The sequence below is a fragment of the Bradyrhizobium sp. USDA 4506 genome (genome assembly GCF_054058795.1).
The window spans coordinates 6,643,761-6,668,120 of the sequence record NZ_JBSSBM010000002.1 but is presented as its reverse complement, the minus strand read 5'-3'; the positions used below and the strand labels follow the sequence as shown (position 1 = coordinate 6,668,120).

At 65.5% G+C, this 24,360-nt stretch carries 17 protein-coding genes and 1 pseudogene; 8 read left to right on the top strand and 10 right to left on the bottom strand.

Annotated elements, in window-relative coordinates; translation table 11 throughout:
• Positions 1 to 197: 197 nt before the first annotated feature.
• The 4 genes from ACVIHF_RS33515 to ACVIHF_RS33500 form a co-directional block, all read right to left on the bottom strand.
• A complete protein-coding gene (locus ACVIHF_RS33515) occupies positions 198 to 1,382 on the bottom strand; it encodes a pyridoxal-phosphate-dependent aminotransferase family protein (protein WP_456793205.1) in 1,185 nt (394 codons plus the stop codon).
• 131 nt (positions 1,383 to 1,513) lie between these two features.
• On the bottom strand, positions 1,514 to 2,284 hold the full coding sequence (locus ACVIHF_RS33510) for an LssY C-terminal domain-containing protein (RefSeq protein ID WP_456794147.1): 771 nt from the start codon (positions 2,282 to 2,284) through the stop codon (positions 1,514 to 1,516).
• A 248-nt stretch (positions 2,285 to 2,532) separates the two neighbouring features.
• Positions 2,533 to 3,258 carry a thermonuclease family protein gene (locus ACVIHF_RS33505; protein ID WP_016845489.1) on the bottom strand — a complete coding sequence of 242 codons (726 nt, stop codon included), beginning with the start codon at positions 3,256 to 3,258 and terminating at the stop codon, positions 2,533 to 2,535.
• 283 nt (positions 3,259 to 3,541) lie between these two features.
• Entirely contained in the window at positions 3,542 to 5,272 is a 1,731-nt protein-coding gene (locus ACVIHF_RS33500; RefSeq protein ID WP_456794146.1) for a hypothetical protein, read from the bottom strand.
• Positions 5,273 to 5,644: 372 nt separating this feature from the next.
• Between ACVIHF_RS33500 and ACVIHF_RS33495 the strand changes: the two genes are divergently transcribed.
• Positions 5,645 to 6,496, top strand: a complete 852-nt coding sequence (locus ACVIHF_RS33495; RefSeq protein ID WP_225164518.1) for a caspase family protein — start codon at positions 5,645 to 5,647, stop codon at positions 6,494 to 6,496.
• Between the two features lie 204 nt (positions 6,497 to 6,700).
• Here ACVIHF_RS33495 and ACVIHF_RS33490 read toward each other — a convergent pair whose 3' ends face one another.
• Both ACVIHF_RS33490 and ACVIHF_RS33485 read right to left on the bottom strand, forming a co-directional pair.
• Positions 6,701 to 7,579, bottom strand: coding sequence for an efflux RND transporter periplasmic adaptor subunit (locus ACVIHF_RS33490; protein ID WP_310883256.1), 879 nt, complete (start codon positions 7,577 to 7,579; stop codon positions 6,701 to 6,703).
• Positions 7,580 to 7,586: 7 nt separating this feature from the next.
• Positions 7,587 to 8,483, bottom strand: a complete 897-nt coding sequence (locus tag ACVIHF_RS33485; RefSeq protein WP_456793204.1) for an alpha/beta fold hydrolase — start codon at positions 8,481 to 8,483, stop codon at positions 7,587 to 7,589.
• Between the two features lie 260 nt (positions 8,484 to 8,743).
• Here ACVIHF_RS33485 and ACVIHF_RS33480 point away from each other — a divergent pair, with 260 nt between their 5' ends.
• Positions 8,744 to 9,190: a DNA cytosine methyltransferase gene (locus tag ACVIHF_RS33480; RefSeq protein ID WP_456793203.1), complete on the top strand. Its 447-nt coding sequence runs from the start codon at positions 8,744 to 8,746 to the stop codon at positions 9,188 to 9,190.
• Between the two features lie 584 nt (positions 9,191 to 9,774).
• Here ACVIHF_RS33480 and ACVIHF_RS33475 read toward each other — a convergent pair.
• The 3 genes from ACVIHF_RS33475 to ACVIHF_RS33465 all read right to left on the bottom strand — a co-directional run bounded on the left by ACVIHF_RS33475 (position 9,775) and on the right by ACVIHF_RS33465 (position 15,683).
• Positions 9,775 to 10,743 carry an IS4 family transposase gene (locus ACVIHF_RS33475; RefSeq protein WP_310885498.1) on the bottom strand — a complete coding sequence of 323 codons (969 nt, stop codon included), beginning with the start codon at positions 10,741 to 10,743 and terminating at the stop codon, positions 9,775 to 9,777.
• A gap of 323 nt (positions 10,744 to 11,066) precedes the next feature.
• On the bottom strand, positions 11,067 to 13,502 hold the full coding sequence (locus ACVIHF_RS33470; protein ID WP_456793202.1) for an adenylate/guanylate cyclase domain-containing protein: 2,436 nt from the start codon (positions 13,500 to 13,502) through the stop codon (positions 11,067 to 11,069).
• A 129-nt stretch (positions 13,503 to 13,631) separates the two neighbouring features.
• Positions 13,632 to 15,683, bottom strand: a complete 2,052-nt coding sequence (locus ACVIHF_RS33465; protein ID WP_456793201.1) for an AsmA family protein — start codon at positions 15,681 to 15,683, stop codon at positions 13,632 to 13,634.
• Positions 15,684 to 15,894: 211 nt separating this feature from the next.
• Between ACVIHF_RS33465 and ACVIHF_RS33460 the strand changes: the two genes are divergently transcribed.
• Entirely contained in the window at positions 15,895 to 16,569 is a 675-nt protein-coding gene (locus tag ACVIHF_RS33460; protein WP_310883252.1) for a Crp/Fnr family transcriptional regulator, read from the top strand.
• 246 nt (positions 16,570 to 16,815) lie between these two features.
• On the opposite strand, the gene ACVIHF_RS33455 is transcribed toward ACVIHF_RS33460, so the two are convergent.
• A complete protein-coding gene (locus ACVIHF_RS33455) occupies positions 16,816 to 17,676 on the bottom strand; it encodes an AraC family transcriptional regulator (protein WP_310883251.1) in 861 nt (286 codons plus the stop codon).
• A gap of 185 nt (positions 17,677 to 17,861) precedes the next feature.
• On the opposite strand from ACVIHF_RS33455, the gene ACVIHF_RS33450 reads away from it, so the two are divergent.
• From ACVIHF_RS33450 to ACVIHF_RS33430, 5 genes and pseudogenes are all read left to right on the top strand, one after another.
• Positions 17,862 to 19,439, top strand: coding sequence for an ABC transporter substrate-binding protein (locus tag ACVIHF_RS33450; protein ID WP_038385754.1), 1,578 nt, complete (start codon positions 17,862 to 17,864; stop codon positions 19,437 to 19,439).
• Positions 19,436 to 20,438: pseudogene (locus tag ACVIHF_RS33445) on the top strand (ABC transporter permease). The gene ACVIHF_RS33450 and the pseudogene ACVIHF_RS33445 overlap by 4 nt, the downstream one beginning before the upstream one ends.
• The gene (locus ACVIHF_RS33440; RefSeq protein ID WP_057021099.1) at positions 20,438 to 21,271 is read left to right on the top strand and encodes an ABC transporter permease; all 834 of its coding nucleotides are present in this window, start codon (positions 20,438 to 20,440) and stop codon (positions 21,269 to 21,271) included. The pseudogene ACVIHF_RS33445 and the gene ACVIHF_RS33440 overlap by 1 nt, the downstream one beginning before the upstream one ends.
• Positions 21,268 to 22,956, top strand: a complete 1,689-nt coding sequence (locus ACVIHF_RS33435) for a dipeptide ABC transporter ATP-binding protein (RefSeq protein WP_456793200.1) — start codon at positions 21,268 to 21,270, stop codon at positions 22,954 to 22,956. The genes ACVIHF_RS33440 and ACVIHF_RS33435 overlap by 4 nt, the downstream gene beginning before the upstream one ends.
• Positions 22,953 to 24,254 carry an ArgE/DapE family deacylase gene (locus tag ACVIHF_RS33430; RefSeq protein ID WP_310883247.1) on the top strand — a complete coding sequence of 434 codons (1,302 nt, stop codon included), beginning with the start codon at positions 22,953 to 22,955 and terminating at the stop codon, positions 24,252 to 24,254. The genes ACVIHF_RS33435 and ACVIHF_RS33430 overlap by 4 nt, the downstream gene beginning before the upstream one ends.
• Positions 24,255 to 24,360 lie beyond the last annotated feature (106 nt).

Here is a 24,360-nt window from a genome sequence, read left to right as displayed (position 1 = left end):
GCATCTATCTCTGATCCCGCGGACGCCTATCCCGTCATCCTGAGGTGCGAGCGGAGCGAGCCTCGAAGGATGCGCGGCCCGGCCACTTCCGCGCACTCCGATTCGCTCGCGGCGGGAGCGTGGCCGTCGATCCTTCGAGACGCCCGCCTTTGGCGGGCTCCTCAGGATGACGGGTTAAAGCCTCAGACCGGCTCAAGCTACGCTTTCACGTTCTCGCCGAGCCACTGGATGGCCGCGTCGGCGCCGGCCTTGCCGTGCGGGATGTTCAGCGCTGTCAGCGCGACCTCGACGACGCCGAGGGTGCCGAGGATCATCGGGGCGTTGACGTGGCCCATATGCGCGATGCGGAAGGCCTGGCCCTGCAAATCGCCGATGCCGGTGCCGAGCACGACGCCGCATTTCTCCTTGGCGTAGCGCTGGATCGCGGCGGGGTCGGCGCCCTTCACGGTCACCGTCGTCACGGTGTTGGAACGCTCGGCGGGCTCGGCGATGTTGAAGCCGAGCACCTGTCCCTCGGCCCAGACCGCAACCGCGCGGCGCACGGCTTCGCCGAGCAGCCGATGCCGCAGATGCGCATTCTCCAGGCCTTCGGCGTGCAGCATGTTGATCGCCTCGCGCAAAGCGAACAAGAGATGCACAGGCGCGGTGCCGGCATATTTGCGGTAGTGCTCGCTGCCCTCGCGCTCGGTCCAGTCCCAATAGGGCGTGCGCAGATCGGCTTTCTTGTGGGCGTCCCAGGCGCGGTCATTGGCGGCGACGAAGCCGAGGCCGGGCGGCGTCATGAGGCCCTTCTGCGAGCCACTCATTGCGACGTCGACATACCATTTGTCCATCTCGAACGGCATGCAGCCGAGCGAGGCCACGGTGTCGACCATGAACAATGCAGGATGGCCGGCGGCCTTGATCGCCCTGCCGATCGCCTCGATGTCGTTATAGGCGCCGGACGCGGTGTCGACCTGCACCACGAGGATCGCCTTGATCGTGTGCTCCTTGTCGCGCCGCAGCCGCTCCTCGACCTCGGCCGGACGGATCGCGCGGCGCCAGTCGCCCTTCAGCACTTCGACCTCGGCGCCCATCGCGGCCGCAGCCTGGCCCCAGCCGATCGCGAAACGCCCGCTCTCCAGCACCAGCACCTTGTCGCCGCGCGACAGCACGTTGGAGAGCGTCGCCTCCCAGGCGCCGTGGCCGTTGGAGATGTAGATGTAGGACTTGCCCTGGGTGACGAACAGCTTCGAGAGGTCGCGCAGCAGGCTCTCAGTCAGTTCGACCATCTCGTTGGAGTAGATGTCGAGCGCCGGGCGGTGCATTGCCTGCAGCACCTGATCGGGCATCGTGGTGGGCCCGGGGATGGCCAGAAATTCCCGGCCCGCGCGAACGGTCATCGTCCTGTTCCTTTTGGATAAAGCGCGCAAATCATGCGTGTGAGGGGTCAAGCGCGGAGACTATTCCATCGCGGCTTCGATTGCGAGCAGGACGAAGCAATCCAGCGTTTCCAAAACCGCGGGACACAATGCTATTTGCCGATCGATTCGACGACCGCGCGCCAGACCTGGTCCTTGAACTCGGTCGCGGCGGGGCTCGGGAGCTGCTCGACGGTGCCGTGGTTCTTGCGGCAGGCCTCGACCAGCCGCAGCACCCAGATTTCGCCGTCGGTGTAATAGGGATCGCCACCGCCATTGCGGCCGTTGAAGGTCGGGCCGATGCCGGTGACCTGATATTTCGCGGTGACCATGCCGGCGGACTCGAGGTCAGTGGCGAGCAGCGCGCGTTCGGCGTCGAGATCGGCCGCGATGTGATGCGTCACCGCGCCGGTGTAGCGGCTGACGCCGACGCTGCGGTCGAGGGTCGCGGCGCCCAGCCACACCGGGCGCTTCTCCTCGCCCTGATCGAGCACCCTCCAGAACCGGACATGGTTGCGGCGGTCCGCGCTCGATCCGACCGGCCGCTCGAAGGCGAGGTCTTCGCGGCGGTCGAGATAGAACAGGTTGCTCACCGGCGCATCCTTGTAGGGACGATCGAGCAGCACGCTGCCCACGATCTCGATGGAGGATTTCAGCGTCACCGGATCGGCCGGAAACCAGCCGGCCTCGTGCATTGCGCAGACCACATCCTTGGTGTCGCCGATCAGCCCGACATTCATCGGATCGCCGGGAATGCCCTGCGCGGTGCGCGTCACCATCGGCAGATTGGCGAGGCCCTTTTGATGCTCGTAATGCGTCCACAGCGCCGGCAGCAGCAGATAGGCCGCGATCAGGTAGATCGCCAGGACGAACAGCAACAGCATCTGTGCTTGCCTGAGGCGGCTGCGCCGGCGCGCGGAAGGCGGATTGGCTTCGCTATCAGTCACGACGACGGTCTCCTTACCTCTCCCGCGTGCGGGGGAGGTCGGATTGCATCGAAGATGCAATCCGGGTGGGGGCTTTCTCCTCATGAAGAGCGTCGCAAGCGGTGACACCCCCACCCCAAACCCTCCCCCACAAGCGGGAGAGGGAGCGCGGTACCGATGAGGCTACAATTCAATCAGACTTCCGACTAGCGCCGCGTCTCGCGGCAGCCGGCGGCTTCGGCCTCCTCGACCGAGCAGAACCAGCGCGTGCCCTTGCTGATCTTCATCTCGATCTTGGCGTACCAGCGGCTGGTCCGCTGGTGAAAGATGCATTCGCCGGAGCGGTTGACGTTGCCCTTGATGGTGCAGTCGGGCGAGGGCGCCACCGGGCCGGAGGCCGAGGCGAGCAGGATCGCGTTGGCGCCATCCGGCGGCTTCACCGCGCCGAGCACGGTGGTCTTCTTGTTGCGCACCCGCCAGTCCCACGGCGCGATGAAGGCGCCCTGCCACATCCCGGCTTTTGCCTCACGCGCGGCCTTCTCGTCGGCTTCGTAGTCATGCGAGGCGCGGGTGTAGGCCAGCGCCCAGCCGCTCGCGACCAGCCATTTCTGGATGTCCTCGCCGTCGACCTCGCAGCGCGCGATGGTGCGGCCGCGACGATCGACCGAGCGGGCGTGGCAGGTCCAGCTCTTGCTGCCGGCATGCTTGATCAGCTCGTCGCGCGCCGCGACGCCGCAGGTCCAGCGCTCGCCTTTGGTGTTGAGGCAGAGCTGGTCGGTCGACGGCGCGTCGACGCCTGCGAGCCGGATGCGGACGCTGCCGATCATGAGCTGGTCGCCGTCGCGGATCTTCGGCACGCCGGTGATGTCGGCGGCGACAGCCAGCGTTGGCAGCGAGAGCAGCAGGCCCGCGGTGAGCAGCGTCTTGAACATCGGCGTTCCCGGCCAGGTTCTTGTCGTACAAATGGCTTTTAGCGTGCAGAGGTCAGTGCCCAACGATTGTGCGGGCAATTGGGCAACCGTGCCAGTGCTGTTGCGTTTCCGCCAGTTTCAACTTCGCGTCATTGCCCTGCGAATGCGCTATTCGCCTTCCGAAATTCTGTAGCCCGGATGGAGCCAACGGGTCGCGCGAACGCGCGCCCGATGACAGGCTCCGCGCAATCCGGGATGGTCTTTCCGGTGAGGCGGCCCCGGATTACGCTGCGCTCCATCCGGGCTACGAAACGTTCGCCATTCGCTTCCGGGCCAGCGCCAGCGCCATCAGCACGAACGCCGAGGTCACCTCCGGCCCGCCGACCAGGATGCGGGTCGGCGTCTTCATCTTATTCCACTCATAGGCCCGGTAGGGCCCCTTGCGGCCGCCCTCGCCGAGGCCCTGCACGATGCAGTGCAGCGCCGGCGTGAAGGTCGAGATCTCGGCGCCGAGATGCGCCAGCGCCATCAGCGCCAGCGCGGCGTCGAACGGGTTCATCTCGTGGGCGATCAGCTCGTGCGTGACATAGCCGAGCACGCGGGCGCGGATCAGCGCGAACACATTGCCGGGATCGATGATGCGCTGCGCCGCCAGCGGCAGCGCGACGAAGGCGGCATAGCAGCGGCCGAAATAGGCCGAATAGAGCTCGGGCAGATAATAGATGTGCGAGCGCGGATTTTTAAACGCGCCGCTTTCGACCAGATTCTTCTTGAAGGCGATGATGCGATGCACGGTCTCCAGCCGCTGCGGCGTCTCGATGATCTGCCAGCGGGCGAGGTTGCGGAACGAGACCTCGAGGATGTCGAGGTTCAGCGTCGGATCGAGGTCGTTGCCATAGGGCCGCTCGCCGGCGAGATTGTCGATCCAGGTGACGACGCCGCCCTCGTAATCGATGTTGTCGTTGAGCGGCACGGTGACGCGCGGCTCGTTGGCGCCCGATCGCACCTGGTAGCCGCGGTAGAAGTCGAGCAGCGGCTGCTGCAGGATCGGATCGTCGGAGCCGGCCTGGGTCGCGGCCGAGAACGAGCACGCCGTGGTGTCGCAGTCCGGCACATAGATGCCGAAGCCGAGATCCTGCTTGATCTGGGCGAAGAAGCGCGAGAAGCGCGGATGCCGGCCCGGCGCCAGCGCGGTGATGACCTTCACCGTCGAGCCGTCATGCGACGGCACCTCCTCGGCGCTGGTCTTGAGGCAGAAGTCCACCATGTCGGCGATCGCGCGCCGCGCGGTAACAGCTTCATCCGGCGAGGCGAGCCCGGTCTCGACGAAGCCGAGCAGCGCCTCGGTGAAGAAGGCGTCGTAATAGGCCGAGCGGTGGCGGATCTGCACCGGCTCCCACATCGGCTCGGCGATGCCGCGCCAGGCCGGATTGATCAGTGCGCGCGCCGGCGAATGCGCGATGAATATCCGCGCCAGATTGAACAGCAAGGTCGAGTTCTTGTAGCCGCGTGCGTTCAGCCCGGTCAGCGCCATCAGCAGCTCACGTCCGCCCACGTCGGGGTCGCCGATCAGGTTGAAGGCGGCATAGGTCGGGATGAAGCCGTTCCTGCCGAACGAGCGCAACAGATGCGCGCCGGTCAGGCGGATCACGCGGTCGATCTCGGCGATCTCTGGCGGGCGGCCAGGTGCGGTCGCGGCGGGCGGTGCCGGATGGCGCACGCCGATACCGTCCATCAATGCCGCGACGGGCGTGCCGATCGCGGCCCAGTCCGGCGCCGCGACGTCGCGCGCCGCAGTGAGCGCCGCGCGCAGGCCGGCAAGACGGTCAGGATCGTTGAGCGCGGGCAGGCCGGTGCGGCGGAGCAGCGCGCGCAGCGGCGGGTTGCCGAGCGCGGTCCGGTAGAATTTTCCGAGATGGGCATCGCCGCCGCGATAGGCCTGCAGCACGGGGTCGCAGACGTCGTACAGCGACGGGCCGTCCTTTTGGGCGGTCAGCGACCGGCACACTGCGCCTGCAATCTCGTGAAGGCCCAAGAAGCTCAAAGAATCCCCTTTCCCGAGGAACCGGTTAACGCCGCCGCCCGACGGAGTTTCCTGTCGCTCTGCCCCAAACCCGCAAGCCTTTGGAAAGCTACATGAATCGCCACAAAACACAAATGTGACGGAGGTCACGTAACGGGATCTTAACGGCGTCAATGGCCTCTGCCGGGCGGCAGCATGCGGCAATTCGGGTTGCCCCGAGCGGCCGTCCGGGTTAAAGGAGCGTTTGTTGCGGCGCCGCAAATTGAGTTCAATTCAACGGCACACACACCTCAACCCCATTAAACCTGAACGTCTTTGACGCGACTAACTGGCGCGATCTTCGCTTGAGCGCCATCGGGATAAGAATTGGGACTTAGGAACGCTATGGACCTTAGGCAGCTTCGCATTTCCCGCCGAACCATCGCCGTCTGCGTGGCGGTGGCCGGCACGGTGTCGCTGGCGATTGGCGCCCATGCCGCGCTCAACAAGCGCACCCTCGATGTCGCCAAGGGTGGCGACAAGGTCGCCCCCACCGAGCTGACCGGCAGCATTCCGGTCGGCACTTCCCGCCTCGCACTGATCATCGGCAACGGCCATTATCCGGACGCCGCGGCGCCGCTGGCCCAGCCGATCAACGATGCCCGCACCCTGTCGTCGGCGCTGCGCCGCGAGGGCTTTGACGTCGACGTGGTCGAGGATGCGACCAAGGACGACATGTTCCGCGCGGTCGAGCGCATGAAGGCCAAGATTCGTCCCGACACCGTCGTGATGCTGTTCTTCGGCGGCTACGGCGTGCAGGTGGGGCGTGAAAGCTACATGATCCCGGTCGATGCCACGATCTGGAAGGAAGCCGACGTCAAGCGCACCGGCGTCAGCGTCGAGTCCGTGCTCGATGCGATGAAGGAGCGCGGCGCCAAGGCCAAGCTCGTCGTGCTAGACGCCTCGCGCCGCAATCCCTATGAGCGCCGCTTCCGCGCGTTCTCGCACGGTCTCGCCCCGATCAGCCCGCCGGAGAACACCATCGTGCTGAGCTCGGCGACGCCGGGCAAGGTCGCCGACGACAGCAAGGCGCCGAACAGCGTGCTGGTCTCCGAGCTGCTCAACAACCTCAACGCCCAGGCCGGCGCCGAAAGCGCCTTCAACAAGACCCGCGTCGCGATCTCGCGCGCCAGCGAAGGCGAGCAGGTGCCGAGCGTGTCGTCCTCGCTGCTGGAAGACATCAAGCTCGGCGGCTGAGCCCGACTCTTTCCCCACGTCGTCCCGGCGAAAGCCGGGACCCATAACCACAGGGCCGCATTGTTGAAGTGCGCTGTGGCGACAGCTCTTCAGACAATTCACATTGGTGGTTATGGGTCCCGGGTCGCGCGGAGCCTGTCATCGGGCGGCGCTTTGCGCCGACCCGTTGGCTTGCCCGGGACGACGCTGTAGATGTAGCGCCGCCTACTTCGCATCCGCGCTGGCGCCCACCGGCCGCACCGGATCGCCTTCGCGCAGCAGTGCGCCGGCGCGGGCGACGACGATGTCGCCTTCCTGGATGCCGTCGCGGATCTCGACCTGGCCCGCCGACATCAATCCGGTCTCCACCCGCCGCGTCTCGACGCGGCCGCCGCGCACCACCTGCACCACGGTGCCCGCGGTGGAATAGAGGATCGCGGTCAGCGGCACCGCGACGCCGCAGCTCTGCCCGGTCTTGATCTGGGCGCGGCCGGACGAATTCACCAGCAGCCGCTTGTTCGCGCCGATGCCGATGAACACCTGGCCGAGCTGGCTGTTCGGCTCGACCGTCGGCGCGATCCGCCGCACCTTGCCGTCGAGATCGCCGGCGCCGAGGACCTTGAGCTGCGCCGTCTGCTCGGTCTTCAGCTTGGCGATGTCGCGGGTCGGCACCATGCCGACCAGATCGTACTCGCTCTTGGCGATGATCGAGAACAGCGCGTCCTTGCCCGAGGCCGGCGCGCCGACGATCGCCGTTGAGCCCGAGATCGTGCCCGCCACCGGCGCCGTGACGTTGACCGAGTTGGCGCCGTCGGTCAGCTTCGCCAGCACTTGCCCTGCGGTGACGGTGTCGCCGGGATCGACCATCACCTCCGCCACCTTCAAGCCAAAACGGTCGGGCCGGATTTGCTGTTCGTCGCGCGGCAGCACGATGCCCGAAACCTCGACGATATTGCCGAAGCAGAATTTCGAGGCCTTCAGCACCGTCACCGCCGCGCCCTTCGGCACGGCGTCGGCTTCGCCCGCCGCACGCGCGGGAGAGGCCGCGAGCAGAAGCAGCGCGGAGGCGGCAAGGGCTGAGGCGCGCGTGCGAGGCAAAATCATCGGCAAACTATTCCCAAAAAGAGGGCCTCCTGAATACCAGATGCCGCCTGGCCGAGCCAGCCGGCTGCGCTGCCTCGGCCGGTCCCGCATCCGCCGCCAGCTCCAGCTTCGCCAACTCCTCGGCGCGCCAGATATGCCGCAGGATCTCCGGGTTGACCCGATCGGCATGCGTCACCGGCAGCATGTGGCCGGCGGCCGGCAGATGCCGCAGCTCGGCGCCATCGATCAGCGCGGCGAGTTTTGCGACAATGCGCTGCGTCACATAGGGCGACAGCCCGCCAGAGATCAGCAGCGTCGGCACCTTCAAGGTACGCGCGGCTTCCGCCACGGCGTCAAGGTCGAGCGCGGCGCTGAAATCGCACGGCAGCTTGTCGGCCTGCTCGATCATCCGCAGCCGCCCGCTGGGCGAGAACTGCTCGCGCGGCCCGGAGCCGGCCCAGAACGCGGTGAACGCCTCGACCGCCTCCATCACGGCGCCGTCGACAATATCCCTTGAGACGATCTGCGCGATCCGCGCGAAGCGGTCGTACAGCCGCGCGTCGGCGGGCGTGTCTCTGAGCAACGTAGGCAAGACGGGCTCGATCAGCGTCAGGCTGCGGATGTACTGCGCATAAGGCGTTGCCGTCGCCAGCCGAAACGCGATCGCCCCGCCATAGGAATGCCCGATCAGATGGATCGGCCCGTCGGCCTTGGCGAGCCAGGGCTCGATCCGCGCGATCTCGCCGTCCAGCGTCCGCGGCCAGTCGCGCCCGCAGGCCGCAACGCCATAGCCGGAAATATCCGGCGCCATGAACCGGTCGCCGCCGAGCGCCGTCGCAAGCTTGGTCCATTGCCGTCCCGACCCCAGCGAGCAATGCAGCGCCACCACCGACGCCGCCGCGTGCGTCCCATCCAAACCCGTCATCAAACCCTTCCTTCTTGTTCTTGTTGTCGCCGGACGCGCGTTCGCACGCGCCCGTCATGACGCGAGCGAGGCGGGGGAGGGCTTATTCCTGGGAAAGGTGGAAGAGGTGGGGATCGTGATTGCGGAGGCAGACAGATTCACTGGATGGTGAGGTCCTCGCATAAATCTGTGCGACAAGAACATAATGAGAACATTTCAATTGTTCGGCGGGAAGGATTGTGTCACGTTGAGATTCATTGACACAGAGATTCGGGGGCAAAGTGGCAACCAAACGCACGCGATTCACCAGCTTGTGCCACCAAGCCGGTCTCTCCTTCAATGAGGCCATTGATTTAATTGAGGTATCTCGCAGCACCGGCTATCGCTACCAATCGGGAAAAAGCGAGCTGAAAGGAGCTGAACTTAAACTCCTCGAAGAGGCCGCAGCCTATCGCGCCGACGATGCTCCCGGCTGGTTCCGGTTCATCGATCTGTTCGCCGGGATCGGTGGGTTGCGCAAAGGCTTCGAGAGTATAGGTGGGCGCTGCGTCTTCACGTCAGAGTGGGACAAGAACAGCCAGAAGACCTACGCCGCCAATTTTCCGGACAATCATCCCATTCTCGCCTTTACTCGGACCCGATCTCAGGTCGGCCTCGCAAGGGAGCGGCCGGGAAGGGTGGCGGTAGTATCAGGCGCTTTGCCAGAGTTTTGCGGCAGCTGGATTTGACGTTCGATCCAGAGTTCATGCCGGTCGGTGGACTAAGTGCCGTCCTTCCCGTTGAATTTAACGCTTGGAAGAAGACAATGCCGAAGTCTAATCCTGCGCAAGGTACTACGAAGCCGACGGTTCATCCCTAGTTCTCTCGCGAAAGTGGGGGCGCGACAGCGTCTAAGCTAACGACGGACTCTGCTAGCAAGCTCTCGACTTCAGCTTCGCTTCCGATTTTCGGAATTTTCCTTGACGTCTCCCCAACTCAGCTGTACAACTTCCCTCGTCCCGCCCGGCAAGAGGGGCGTATCGCGATCGTCACGAACGTACGGCGGGATGCGGTGGACGCTGGCGGCGCGTGCGACGACGCGCGCTGATCGGCGGACGCGGCCACACATTCGGTGTCGTCCCGGCGCAGGCCCATAGGCGCTAAGATAGTTTGATCATAGTCTGATAGTGGCGCTTATGTCTGGGTGGCTCGCGTAGATGTCGCCGGAGAGCGTGACTGGCTCTGCAGAGTAGAGCGATTGCGGGCTGTGGAATGATCGCTTGCCGTAGCGAAGCTACGAGCTGGCGCAGCAGACGCCACGTCACTGGGTGGGTCAGGCGGCGTCGGCCAAGCGGGGAGAGTCTTCGAGTTCGTCGACGAGCGGCTCGAGCAATAGAATGATCAGCAGATGAGCGAGGATATGGGGTCTGGCGGACCGCTCGTCGGTTCCGGGAGGTCCCTTCAGGCCAATCAGGCTTTTCAGCCGCTTGAAGCCGAGCTCAATGCGCCATCGCAGCCGATAGAGGGCGAGGATATCTGCAGTCGTGAAGTCCTCTGGCCTGAGTGAGGTCACCAGGATCACCCAATCTGCGGCGTCAAGTGTTTGCCTGGAGAGCTGATGACCTCCCTTTTGTGCAGTCCGGCGCGCCTTGCGTCGCGCAGCCGCAGCAGCTTGCGCCGGCTTCTTCGCGGCAACCAGACGCACTGCGAGCGGCGGCGCACCTGACTTGCGCTTTATCCAAATCGGCCGATCGATCAGGCCACGCGCCGAGGCGTTGCGCAGTTCGGCAGTGAGGTCAACAAGATTACCTTCGGCATCGAGCCAGCGCGCGCTCTTCCAGCCGGCCCGGATCACGAAGTCCGCATCGGCATCGACGAGATGCGCCATGCGCTCCGGTTGCAGATAGGCGCGATCGGCAAGACGGATCTCACCGGCAACCGCCGGTATCCGATCCAGCGTCTCGCCCGCTCGCTGATCGGTCAGTTCGAAGTGACCAAAGCGCTCCTGCGGAAGATCGAACGCGCTATGGATACGCCACACTGCGTTCTTGTTCCTGCCGCTCGTCCCAGCCTTGGGGACCGTCGTGGCGTCAACAATACGGATCAGACGACCGCGGCTCGCCTTCGGCGCCGCGGCGGCAAGCGCCTGCTCGACCAAGATTGCCAGCCAATCTCCGCACTGACGTAAGCGATACAACAGAGCCACGTTGGAGATATCGACAAGCCCAACCGACGTGGCCCATGCCGCCGTCAACCGCAGCCCTTTCTCACCAAGGCAATAAGCCAAGATCAGGCGCAGCAAGTCGACCGCATTGCTGATCTCCCGCGGACGGACAAACGCCTTCGTCTTGCGCGCGCTAATGTTCAGAGCCTCGGCTCCGCCAAGTCGGGCGACAACGCGCGCCCAATCTTTGTTCACAAGCGATTCGTGTGCCATTCCATCTTGGAATCACAAGCGAATCCAAGGCGCAAATCCTATTTTAGCGCCTATGGGCGCAGGCCGGGACCCATCACCCCGAATAGTGGTTGTGGAGTGACGCTGGGGCCACAATCTTTCTCATTACGAATTGCGGTGGTTATGGGTCCCGGCCTTCGCCGGGACGACGTGGGGAGAGAGTGGGTCGCTTACTCCGCTGCCGCCTCAGCGCTCGGCTCGCCCTTCCAGCTGAGGATCTCCGCGGCGAGGATGGGATGGTTGAATCCCTTCAGCACGAGGTCGTCGATGGCGCGGCCTTCGACGAAGGGCTCGACCATGCCATAGACGCGGCGGCTCACCACGATCTGGCCGGCCTTGGCCTCGCCGCACAGGCGGGAGGCGAGGTTGGTGACGCTGCCGATCGCGGCATATTCCAGCCGCTGCTCGAAGCCGACCTGGCCGAGCGTGGCATAGCCGAGCGCAATGCCGATGCCGAAGCCGAGGCTGTGCCCGCGGTTGCGCCACTTCTCGGTCAGCGGGCCGACCGTGTCGCGCATCTCCACCGCCATCTTCACGGCGCGCGCGGTGTGGTCGGCGAGCTGGATCGGCGCGTTGAACAGGATCATCACGCCGTCGCCGGCATATTTGTCGAGCGTGCCTTCATATTTGAAGATCAGCTTGCCGAGCGCGGCGTGATATTCGCGCAGCACGTTCATCGCCTCTTCCGGCTCGGTCGCCTCGGTGAACGCCGTAAAGCCGCGCAGGTCGCAGAACACGACGGTGACCTCGCGGCGGTGGCTGTCGAGCAGGCCCTCGAGATTGTCCGACGAGGCGATCAGCTGCGCCACCTGCGGCGCCAGGAAGCGCTCAAGCCTTCGCACGCGCTCGAGCTCGCCGAGCTGGGTCTCGACCCGCTGCTCCAGCGACTTGTTCCAGTCCTTGAGTGCTTCGGTCTGCTCGCGCAGCTTGTCGGCCTGCTCGCGCACGGTGGCGTTGGCTTCTTCCAGCGCGTGGCTCTTCTGGTCCACCTCGGTGAACAGCCGCGCATTGCGCATCGCCAGCACCGCCTGGTGGGCGAAGGTCTTCATCAGGCCGATCAGGCTCGACGGGAAATCGCCGGCCGCCTTGCGCAGCACCACCAGCGCGCCGAGTACGCCCTGCTGGTCGACCAGCGGCACCACAAGCACCGAGTGGAAGCCGGCGCCGACCACGACATCGCGCAACGGATGATTTGGCTGGTCGGTGAGATCGGGAAACGCCAGCGGCTCGCCCTTCGCGGCGGCCTCGCCGAGCGGGCTGTTCGCCGCGTCGATCGCGCGATGACGGCCGTCGGTCGCAGCGTCGATGCCGATCGATTGCGTCAGGTTGAAGCTGCGCTGTGCGGCGTCATAGCCATAGATCAGCACGGCGTCGGCATGGGTGATCTCGAGCGCGCGGGCGGCGACCGTCGGCAGCACGGCATTGAGGTCGAGCGAGGACGCCACCGCGCGGCCGACCTCCTCCAGCACCTTCAGCTCGTTGATCGATTGCGCGAGGTCGCGGGTGCGCTCCTTCACCTTGGCCTCGAGATCGGAATAGGTCCCGGCAAGCTGGGTGGCCATGCTGTTGAACTGGCCGGCGAGCTCCTCCAGCTCATCGGATGTCTTCACCTCGATGCGATGGCCGAAATCGCCGGCCCCTAACCGACGCGCGCCGGTGCGCAGCGCCGTGATCGGCTCCAGCATGCGCCGCGCCAGGATCGTGCCGGCGATGATCGCGACCACGAGGCCGAGAGCGATCAGAAGCGCGATGCGCACCAGCTGGTCGCGGATCGGCGACAGCACCTGCGCGGTCGGCTGCTCGTAGAACACGTGCCAGCCGAGGTTCGGTGCCGGGCTCGCCGTGGTCAGCACGCCGTTGCCGTCGACATCCTTGCCGGAGGCGATCGGCCTGCCGCTAGGCGACAGCACCGCGGCGACCTGCGGCAGCGCGGCGAGATCCTTGCCGACCTCCGGCCCCTTCGACGAGCTCGCCAGCACGCGGCCCTTGCCGTCGACGACATAGGCATGAGCGAGCCGGCCGACCTGGGAATCGCCGAAATAGTCATTGAGGAAGCGCAGGTCGATCTCGGCCATGGTGACGCCGGCATTGAAGCCGGAATGCTGCTCGCCGATCGACATGAAGGGCCGCCCGTCGCGGAAATACGCCGGCGCGTAGGCGGTGCCGCGGGCGATGGTCTCGGTGAATCTGACATCGCGGGAGAAGTCGGCGTTGGAGTTCACGGTGGTGGTCTGGCGCGACAGCCGCAGCAGCTCGCGGCCCTGGCCGCTGATCAAGCTGAGCTGGCTCACCGCCGGCACCTGACCGAGCAACTGGGCATAGTCGGCACGGCGCAGCTCGATCGTGTTGGAGGAGGCTCGGGTCACCCAGGAGATCTGGCGCTCGAGATCGGAGATCGCCTGTTCGATGCGCTTGGCGGTCGCATCCGCCTTCTCGCTCATCGCATCCGTCAGCGTGCCCTTGATGCCGCGGTAGCTGATCCAGGTCTCGAGCGCGCCGTTGACCGCCAGCACGAACACGACGAGCCCGACCAGCGCGAGGACATATTTGGCGAACAGGCCGCCGCGCAGGAACCAGTTCTTGCCCTTGTCCGTAGCCGCGTTCATCCAGCCTCGTCCGGCCCCCAATCGGGTGCGCCGCATGATCCGCCGCTGTTTAGCACGGATCGGCGGGGCGGGGCGGCCGCTCGGGCCGCATGGTTATCCCTTCATATCGGCGGGGGATATCCGGGAATATCAGCGATCGAACAGCTGACGCAGCACGTCCTTCATCGCCGGACTGTCGTGCTGCTCGGCGGTCTCGCCGGGCGGAGGGGGCGGTGGCGGGGCCGGATCGGCGGTCGGCGGCGGCGCGGGCTGGCTCAGGTCGCGGCTCGGGCGCGATGCGTTGCCCTGGTTGAGGGTGGAAAGGCCCTGCTGCAGCAAATTGCCGATGGTGTCGCCAAGCTGCCCGCCGAGCGGGTTGCTCTGGCCGGCGGCACCGCCGCCCTGGCCGCTGCTGCCGGGCCGCGCGCCGCCCTGGACGCCGTTGAGCAGATTGGTCAGCCCGTTGAGGCCTTCACTCAACCCCTGGCCGTTCGCCCCGAACAGGCCCTTGCCCATCTCCTTGAGCTTGGCATAGGCCGCCTGCGGATTGTCGAGCATGCCCGGCATCTCCGGATAGATCCGCGGCGATACCCAGGGTCCCTCGAGCATCACGGGGATGCCGAGGCCGACCGGATTGCCGGCCCGGCCCTGGCCTTCGGTGGTCATCACGAGCTGCGGCTCGACGCGGAACCCGATCTGGCGGGTGTTGAGGTCGATGGTACCGACCCCGGTCATCTTCACCAGCGGGCCGATCAGGTTGAGATCGGTGGTGACGGCATGGCCCTTGTCGACCTTGAACGACGCCGAGAGCTGGCTGAGATCGGTCGACAATTCCTGGCTCTCCTGCCAGCCCGACAAGGTGCTGGTGGTGAGGTTGCGGATCATCTGCGCCACGTTGAGGCCGAGGATCTTGCCGTCCTGGAACACGACGAAGGCGGTGCCGGCGAGATTGCCGACGATGGCACGCTCGCTGCCGCCTTGCGAGGTCAGCGCGATCTTGGCCTGCATCTTGCCGTCGAGCTTGTCGAACTCGGCAAGATTCTTCAGCACCGGCAGCGCGCGCACGCCGGCGAGGTCGAGCCGCAGCGCGTAGGTTGGATTCGTAGCTCGCGCGTCGATGGTGACGTCGCCATCGGCGGTGCCCTCATAGGCGCCGAGATTGGCGAACCGGCCCTTCAGCACGCCGCTGTCGATGGACGCATCGATTGCCGCCTGTGTGAAGCGGCCGTCGCCGATCATAAGCTCCGCCGCCGAGATGCGCGCCTGCGCGTCGACATAGTTGAGCCCGGCAAGATCGACCGACGCGTTGCTCCAGGTATTGGTGCCCAATGGTTGCGTGGTGCCGGACTGGCCCGGCGGCATCGCGATCGCAATGCGCTGGAAGTCGAGATCGAGCTTCACCAGCGGCTTGTTGCTGGCGAAATCGACCGACGCCCAGCCGGTGAAGCCGCCATCGCCGAGCGTGCCGGACACGCCGTTGAACATCACCACCGTGCCGTTCAGCCGCGCTTCCGCATTCGCCTTGATCGCCGCGGGCAACAGGCCGGGTGCATCGATGCTGAATTCGGCCGGCACGCTCTGACGCTCCAGCGGTGCTTGCGGCGCGGTGGCGCGGATCTCGAATTTCAGCGGCTTGTCGCTGGCGCGTGCGTCACCCGTGACGACGATCTTGCGGTCGTCGCCGATGGTCGCGTCCGCATTGAGCGTCTCGATCCGGCTCTCGATCCGGTCGCGCACATTGGCGAAGACGATGGTGCCGCCGCTGACGCTGACATGCCGGATCGTGATGCCGCCGCCACCGGACGCGGAGGATTGCGCCGGCGGATTGTGGTCGCGGGTGCGCTCGCGCTGCAGCGGCAGATTGATCACCGGCTTGACGACCGCGAGGTCGGTAATGTCGGGCCGGCCCGACCACAGGCTCGACAGCGTCATCTGGGCCTCGACGCTGCTTGCTGCGAACCGGTTGTTGACGTCGCGCCCGCGCGGGTCCTGCAACACGACGTCGCTCAGCGTCAGATTGATCTTCGGCCAGAGGCCGATCTTGGCGCCGCCATTGATGGTGAGCTTGTAGCCGGTCTCGCGCTCGACCCGATCGGTGATGGTCGATGTGAGGAACGAGGACGGGATCCCGACCACGGCCACCAATGCGATGATCACGATCACGGCAGCGATGGCGGCCCCGGCGAATTTCAGTGCTCTCATGTCGTTGTTCCAGGCCGGGCAAGCGAGGTTCCGTTGCAGAAAGTCGCGGCCGATCACACGAGTTTATCCCGCAAGCGGGATCTGGCTCCAATGACCGGAAAAATAATCCGTTACCGCATGAACTTATGTGACCTCTCCCACACTCTTATGAGGGTGATTTTTGCTAACCGGGCGTCAGGGGACTGCTCGGATGGATTTGGAAGGCAGTACAATGAGCAAACAGGCCGAATTTGCGGTCATTCTGAAGATGAATCCGATGTTCGCCGATCTCGGTACGGACGAGTTGCAGCGGCTTTCCGGCCTCTGCCACACCCAGCAGCTCGCGACCGGTGAGGTGCTGTTCCAGAAGGGCGATCCCGGCGATGCCCTGTTTGGGGTCCGCCGCGGCCAGATCCGGATCGAGACCGGTGCTTCCGACGGCAGCCGGCTCACACTCAACTTCATGGGATCCGGCGACCTGTTCGGCGAAGTCGCCGTGCTCGACGGTCAGGACCGCACCGCGGATGCGACCGCGGGCGAGCCCAGCGAATTATTCGTGTTGCGGCGGCAGGATTTCCTCGGCTTCCTCGAGCGCGAGCCGAAGGTTGCGGTCAGGCTGATCGAATTGCTGTGCCAGCGGATTCGCTGGCAGAGCGAGCGGATGGAAGAATCCGTGCTGCAGCCTTTGCCGGTCCGCCTCGCACGGCGGCTGTGCGCGCTGGCCGAGGATTTCGGTTCCGAGGTGCACATCTCGCAGGAACAGCTCGGCATCTTCGTCGGCGCCGCGCGCGAAAGCGTCAACCGGCAGCTGCAGACCTGGCGCAAGGACGGCATCGTCGACCTGCAACGCGGCCGGATCATGCTGCACAACATGACCAAGCTGACCGCGGTCGCCCGCAACGACTAGAGCGAGCTGCATGCAACGCGCGCGGGAAGATTCAATTCTCTCGCGCGCTTTGCTTGCGGATGTTGACGCACTCCTGCCTAAAAGACGTGCTTGCATGATGAGGCCGGTACCGCTTTCATCCGGCCGCCGGTCCTTGGGGTGACACCCAGCCTTGCTGGCCTCACGCCATCCACCTGCAAACCCCTGCGGTCTCTCCCGTTGACCGCAGGGGTTTTGCGTTTCGATAGATACGTGACGCGAGGGCGCCTACCGCATCACCACTTCGGGATCGGCCCAGCGCAGATACTGGCGCGGCGCGGCGCCGAGCTCACGCTTGAACATCGCGGCGAAAGCGCTCGGACTTTCATAGCCGACGTCGAGCGCAACGCAGGTGACGGCCTCGCCGGCGCCGAGCCGCGCCAGCGCTTCGAGCAGCCGCACCCGCTGGCGCCAGGCCGCAAAGCTCTGGCCGGTCTCGCGCCGGAACAGACGCGTCAACGTCCGCCGGCTGAGCTGGCAGCGATCGGCCCATTCGTCGAGCGTGAGATCGGAACTCGGATCGACCAGCACGGCCTCGCAGATCGCGGCGAGCCGCGGATCGGGCGGCACCTGCACCTGCAGCGACACTTCCGGCATCCTGCCGATCTCGTCGAGCAGGAAATCGACCAGCCTGCCGTCGCGCCCTTCCGGATCGTAACGGGTCGGCATGTGCACCGCTTCTTCCATCAACGCCTCGACCAGCGCGGAGACTTTGATCAGGCGGCATGTCGCCGGAGCATTCCTGATGCGGTCAGGCGTGACATAGATGGTCTGGATCTCGACCTCGCCCCATGCCCGCGACTGGTGCGCGACGCCGGCCGGAATCCACAGGCCGTGGCCGGGCGGCACGACGAAATGGCCGCGCTCGGTCATCATCGAGGTCACGCCCGCCGTCTGCAGGATGAATTGATCGCGTCGGTGCGCGTGCCGCGCGCTGGTGCTTTCGTTCGGATAGGAGGCCGCCATCGCCGCGAGCGGCCGTTCGACCTGTTGCAGCTGTCCGGCATAGTGCGCGGCGGCTGCGGGACCCGATTGCTTGCGGCAAACGCGCAAGCCGGTGGTGTCATTTCGTCGCGCTGCGACTTTCAAGTGTCGTGAGCTCCTGATCGATCGTCGTTTTCGCAGGGTGCTCATGCATCTTCCGGGCCACTTGGCCCGATCGCGATGGTTGTTGTCCCCCTTCAGGTAGCGCGGGATATGGCGTTTGGCAACAATGCCTCACCCCGCGGCATTCGCCGAAATCGAATGTGAGAGCGCGGAGACGGAGAGGTCCGATGAACAGACGCGAATTCACCAAGGCAATGCTGGCCTGCGGTGCAGCCATCCCGTTCGGCATCACGCGGGCGGCGGGCCAGACCCGCGGTGGGACGCTCAACACCATCATCCAGCCCGAGCCGCCGGTCCTGGTGACCGCGCTGAACCAGCAGCAGCCGACCTTGACGCTCGGCGGCAAGATTTACGAAGGCCTGCTGAAATACGGCGCCGATCTCAAGCCGATGCCCGGCATGGCGCAGTCCTGGGAGATCTCGCCCGACGGCCTGACCTATACGTTCAAGCTGTTTCCAGGCATCACCTTCCACGACGGCAAGCCGATGACCTCGGAGGACGTGGTCTTCAGCTGCATGAAGCTGCTGGTGGAGACGCATCCGCGCGCACGGCAGAACTTCGCCCGCGTGGCGTCGGCGGAGGCGCCCGATCCGCTCACCGTCGTGTTCAAATTGAAGCAGCCGTTCGCGCCCTTCATCGGCTGCTTCGATTGCACGTCTGCACCGATCGTACCCAAGCACATCTATGACGGCACCGACTACCGCAAGAACCCGGAGAACGACAAGGCGATCGGCACCGGCCCCTTCAAGCTGAAGGAGTGGGTGCGCGGCTCGCACGTTCATCTCGTCCGCCACGATGGCTACTATCAGAAGGACCAGCCCTATCTCGACGAGATCGTCTACCGCGTGATTCCGGATGCGGCCTCGCGCGCGCTGGCGCTCGAGAATGGCACGGTGCAGCTCGTGCAATGGTCCGACGTCGAATTCTATGACGTGCAGCGCTTCAAGGCGCAGAAGAATCTCGAATTCACCACCAGGGGCTACGAGTATTTCGCGCCGCATCAGTGGCTCGAGATGAACAACCGCATCGCGCCGATGAACGACAAGCGGTTCCGGCAGGCGGTGATGCACCTGATCGATCGCGAGGCGTTCAGCAAGCGGGTCTATTTCGGCAATGCGAAGGTGGCGACCGGACCGATCTCGTCGAAGACGCGGTTCTACGATCCGAACGTGAAGCGCTACGAGTTTTCGGTCGACAAGGCCAAGGCCCTGCTCGACGACATGGGATTGAAGCCTGGCGCCAACGGCAAGCGCGCCGAGATCAAGTATATCGTGCCGCCCTATGGCGAGTCCTATCAGCGGGCCGGCGAATTCTTCCGCCAGAGTTTTGCGCGGGTCGGCATCGATCTCGTGCTTGTCGGCACCGACATGGCCGGATGGGCCGAGAAGGTCGGCAACTGGGACTATGAGATGACCCAGAATCTGCTCTACCAGCTCGGCGATCCCGCGCTGGGCGTCGCCCGCACCTATATTTCGTCGAACATCAAGAAGGGCATCCTGTTCTCCAACACGCAAGGCTATTCGAATCCCGAAGTCGACAAACTGTTCGACGAGGCCGCGGTGACGCTCGATGAAGCCAAGCGCCAGGAGCTCTACAGCAAGGTGCAGCAGATCCTGGTCGAGGACGTGCCGGTGGCCTGGACGCTCGAGATCGAATATCCCATCATCTACGACAAGGCGTTCAAGAACATCGTGACGACGGGCATCGGCTCGCACGAAACCTTCGGGTCGGTCTACAAATCGTGACCCGGCTCGGCAGCGCCGCGACGATTGGACTTCAGGCGGTCAGCCGCATCGCCCAGCTCGTCGCCGTGATCCTCGTCATCGCGACGTTCAATTTCGTGCTGGTGCGCGCCGCGCCCGGCGATCCGGCCCAGGTCATGGCCGGCCAATCCGGCGCGTCCGATCCGAAGCTGCTCGACGACCTGCGCAAGGAATATGGCCTCGACAAGCCGTATTTCGTGCAGCTCGTGAGCCACCTCGGCCGCGTCGTCAGGCTCGATCTCGGCTATTCCTATCGCCAGCGCCGTCCGGTCGTCGATCTGATCCTCGAACGCCTTCCGGCGACGTTGCTGCTGACGGTCACGGCGTTCTGTCTCGCGCTCCTGATCGGCACCGCGCTCGGCGCGCTGGCCGGGCTCGCGGCCGGCAGCGTGCTCGACACGGTGTTCACCGTGCTCTCGCTCGTGCTCTACGCGACGCCGGTATTCTGGCTCGGCCTGATGCTGGTGCTGGGTGTTCTCGGTGACGCTCGGCTGGCTGCCGCCGTTCGGCTACGAGACCATCAACGTCCAGCTCTCGCCGATCGAGCATGCGCTCGACATCATGAAACACATGATCATGCCGGTCACGTCGCTGGCGGCGATCTATCTGGCGATCTATGCGCGGCTGATGCGATCCTCGATCATCGAGGTCGCGCAGCAGGATTTCATCAAGACCGCGCGCGCCAAGGGCTTGTCCGGAGCGCGCATCGTCGTCGGCCACATGTTGCGCAATGCGCTGGTGCCGGTCGTCACCGTCGCCGGCATGCAGGCCGGCGCGCTGGTTGGCGGCGCCGTGGTGATCGAGACGGTGTTTGCCTGGCCGGGCCTTGGCCGCTTGACCTTCGAGGCACTGTTGCAGCGCGACTATCCGGTCCTGCTCGGCATCTTCCTGATCCTCTCGATCGTCGTGATCGCGCTCAACCTGCTCACCGACCTGGTCTACCGGTTGATTGATCCCCGCATGACCACGGGAGCGGCGTGATGGACACGGTGCGCGCCTTCCTGCGTCATCCGAGCGGAATGATCGGCCTCGTCCTGCTGCTCGTCGTTGTTGTCGTCGCGATCGTTGCGCCGATCGCGTTTCCGGTCTCGCCCTGGGAGATGGTCGGCGCGCCGTTCACGCCGCCCGGCGAGGACGGATTATGGCTCGGCGGCGATACGCTCGGCCGCGACGTCGCCGCCGGCGTCGCCTATGGCGCACGCGTGTCGCTCCTGATCGGCATCGCCTCAGCGCTCGCGGCGATGGCGATCGGCGTCGTGATCGGCGCGATCTCAGGCTATTTCGGCGGCAAGGTCGATCTGGTGCTGATGCGGATGACGGAATTGTTCCAGACCATTCCAGCCTTCGTGCTGGCCATCCTGCTGGTCGCGACCTTCAATCCGTCGCTGCTCACGATCATCCTGACCATCGGCGCGGTGAGCTGGCCGCCGCTGGCGCGGCTCACGCGCGCCGAATTCCTCCGTCTGCGGCACCGCGAATTCGTCGAGGCCGCGCTGTGCCAGGGCGAACGCACCTGGCGCATCGTGCTCGGCCATATCCTGCCGAACGCGATCTCGCCGATCCTGGTGGTGACGTCGCTGACGGTTGCCACTGCGATCCTGCTGGAAAGCGCGCTGTCCTTCATGGGGCTCGGCGATCCCAATCTGATGTCGTGGGGCTTCATGATCGGCGCGGGCCGCACCGTGATCCGGAACGCGTGGTGGATGAGCGTGTTTCCCGGCCTCGCCATCCTCGTCACCGTGCTGGCGATCAACCTGTTCGGCGAGGGACTGTCTGATGTCCTCAACCCGCGCGTCTCGAGGCGCCGCTCATGAGCGAAGCCATGCAGTCCGGTGCGCCTGTTCTTGCCGTCGATGGTCTCTCGATCGCGCTCCCCAAGGGCGGTGATCGGCCCTTCGCGGTCGAGAACGTCTCCTTTGAGATCAAGCCAAACGAAGTGGTTTGCCTGGTCGGCGAGTCCGGCTCCGGCAAGTCGATGATCGCGCATGCGGTGCTGTCGCTGTTGCCGCGGGGCGTCGACATCGCGTCCGGCGCCGTGGCGGTCGCAGGGCAGGATCCGTCGAAGCTCGACGGCCGCGCTCTCCGCAAGCTGCGCGGCGGCAACGCCGCGATGATCTTTCAGGAGCCGTTGTCTTCGCTCAATCCGCTGAAGCGCGTCGGCAGGCAGATCGAGGAGATGATCCTGGCGCACCAGCGGCCTGCGCCCTCGGCGACCGAACTCCGCGAGCGGGTGCTGACGCTGCTGACCCAGGTCGGGCTGCCGAATCCGCAGCTGCTGGAAAAGAGCTACCCGTTTGAGCTTTCCGGTGGCCAGCGCCAGCGCGTGATGATCGCGATGGCGATGGCCAACCGCCCCGCGCTCCTGATCGCAGACGAGCCGACGACCGCGCTCGATGTCACGACCCAGCGCCAGATCCTGCGCCTGATTGACGATCTCCGGCGCGAGCGCGGCATGGGCGTGCTGCTGATCACCCATGATTTCGGCGTTGTCGCCGACGTTGCCGATCGCGTCGTGGTGCTGCGCCATGGCAAGGTGGTCGAGCAGGGCACGGCCAGCGAGGTGCTTCGCAATCCGCAGGCCGCCTACACGCGCGAACTGATCGACGCGGTGCCGAAGGCGCGCCTCGCCGACATCCACGAGGCCATCCTGCGTCCCGAGCCGCTGCTCGAGGTCATCGGCCTGCAAAAGACCTTTCGGGTCAAGCGCGGCTGGCTGCAGCCGCCACGCGAGGTGACCGCCGCTGATGGCATCTCACTGACGCTGCACGAGGGCGAGACGCTTGCGGTGGTCGGTGAATCCGGTTCCGGCAAGTCGACGCTCGGGCGCATGATCATGCGGCTCACCGAACCTGACGCCGGCGCCATCCGCTTTGGCGGCGCGGATCTCCGGCAGCTGCGCGGCGAGGCGTTGCGCCAGGCGCGGCGCCAGCTCCAGATCGTGTTCCAGGATCCGTTTGCCAGTCTCGATCCGCGCCAGAAGGTCGGCGATGCCATCGCGCGCGGACCGATGGCCTATGGGACGTCGCGGGCTGAGGCGATGGCCCAGGCGAACAAGCTCCTGGTGCGGGTCGGCCTGTCGGCGACCGCCGCCGATCGCTACCCGCACGAGTTCTCGGGCGGCCAGCGCCAGCGCATCTGCATCGCGCGGGCGCTGGCGCTGAAGCCGCGGGTTCTGATCGCCGACGAGGCGGTGTCGGCGCTGGACGTCTCGGTGCAGGCCCAGGTGCTGGCGCTGCTCGCCGAGCTGCGCCAGGAGATGCGGCTTGCGATGATCTTCATCACACACGATTTGCGGATCGCCGCCGAGATCGCCGACCGCGTCATCGTCCTGCAGAAGGGGCGTATCGTGGAAGAAGGCAGCACCGCCGAAGTGTTCACCGCGCCGCGCCAGGCCTACACTCGCGATCTGCTCGACGCGATTCCCGGGCGCGATTTCTTCAACCAGCCGGGCTTTGCGGCCGCGGCCGATGCACGCCCCACAGCAAGGATCAATTCATGACCGACAGCCGTTCAGTTCCCCTTCCGGCCGGCGCGCGCGAGCGCATCGAGGCGGCTGTCGACGCCGCCTTCGAGCAGCAACTCGCGACCACGATCGCCTTCTCGTCGATTCCCAGCACGCGCGGCCAGGAAGGTCCGTGCCAGGACATGTTCGCGAAGCTGCTGCGCGAGCGCGGCTATGAGGTCGACGACTGGGTCATCAATCAGGACGAGCTGAAGACGCTACCCGGCTACGGGCCGGTCGAGACCGACTTCTCCCGCGCGCGGACCGTCGTCGGCACCTATCGGCCGGCGCGCGAGGAGGGACGTTCGCTGATCCTTCAGGGGCATTGCGACGTGGTACCGGTCGGGCCGCTCGACATGTGGGAGCGGCCGCCGTTCCAGCCGGTGGTCGAGGACGGCTGGCTCTATGGCCGCGGCACCGGCGACATGAAGTCGGGCACCATTGCTGCGCTCTACGCGCTCGATGCGGTGAAGGCCGCGGACTTTGCGCCGAAGGGCCGCATCCATCTGCAATCCGTGATCGAGGAGGAGAGCACCGGTCTCGGCGCGCTCTCGACGTTGCAGCGAGGTTACCGTGCCGATGCCTGCCTGCTGCCGGAGCCGACCGAGGAACGGCTGATGCGAGCCCAGGTCGGCGTGATCTGGTTTCGCCTCAGGGTTCGTGGAATCCCGGTCCATGTCGCGCGCGCCGGCACCGGCTCCAACGCTATCCGCGCCGCCTATCATCTGATCGGCCATCTCGACGCGCTCGAGGCGGAGTGGAACGAGCGTGCCAAGTCGCATCGCCATTTCGGCGCGGTGCATCACCCGCTCAACTTCAATCCCGGCATCATCAAGGGCGGCGATTGGGCCTCCAGCGTGCCGGCGTGGTGCGACGTCGATTGCCGGATCGGAATCCTGCCGGGATGGAAAATCGCCGACTGCCAGGCCGAGATCGTCGCGTGCGTGACCAAGGCTGCCAGGGCCCATCCGTTCCTCGCCAACAATCCGCCAGAGATCGTCTGGTCCGGCTTCCTGTCGCCGGGCTATGAAGCGACCGAGGTGCAGGAGAGCGAGGCGGTCCTCGGCTCGGTCTACGAGCATGTGTTCGGGCGCAAGCTGACGGATTTTCCCTCGACCGCGCTGACGGATGCGCGCTTCTATGGCCTGGATTATGGTGTTCCCGCATTCTGCTTCGGCGCCAGGATGGAGAACGCGCACGGCTTCAATGAACGGGTCCAGCTCGATTCGCTGAAGAAGGTGACCAAGGCCTACGCCCTCTTCGTCGCGAGCTGGTGCGGCATCGACGCGGTATAGAGCATGATCCGGAAAAGTGCGAAGCGGTTTTCCCTCGCGACAAACGCGGAGCGTTTGCGCGGAGATCATGCTCAACGAATTGAGACAAACCAAACGGGAGGTTCGC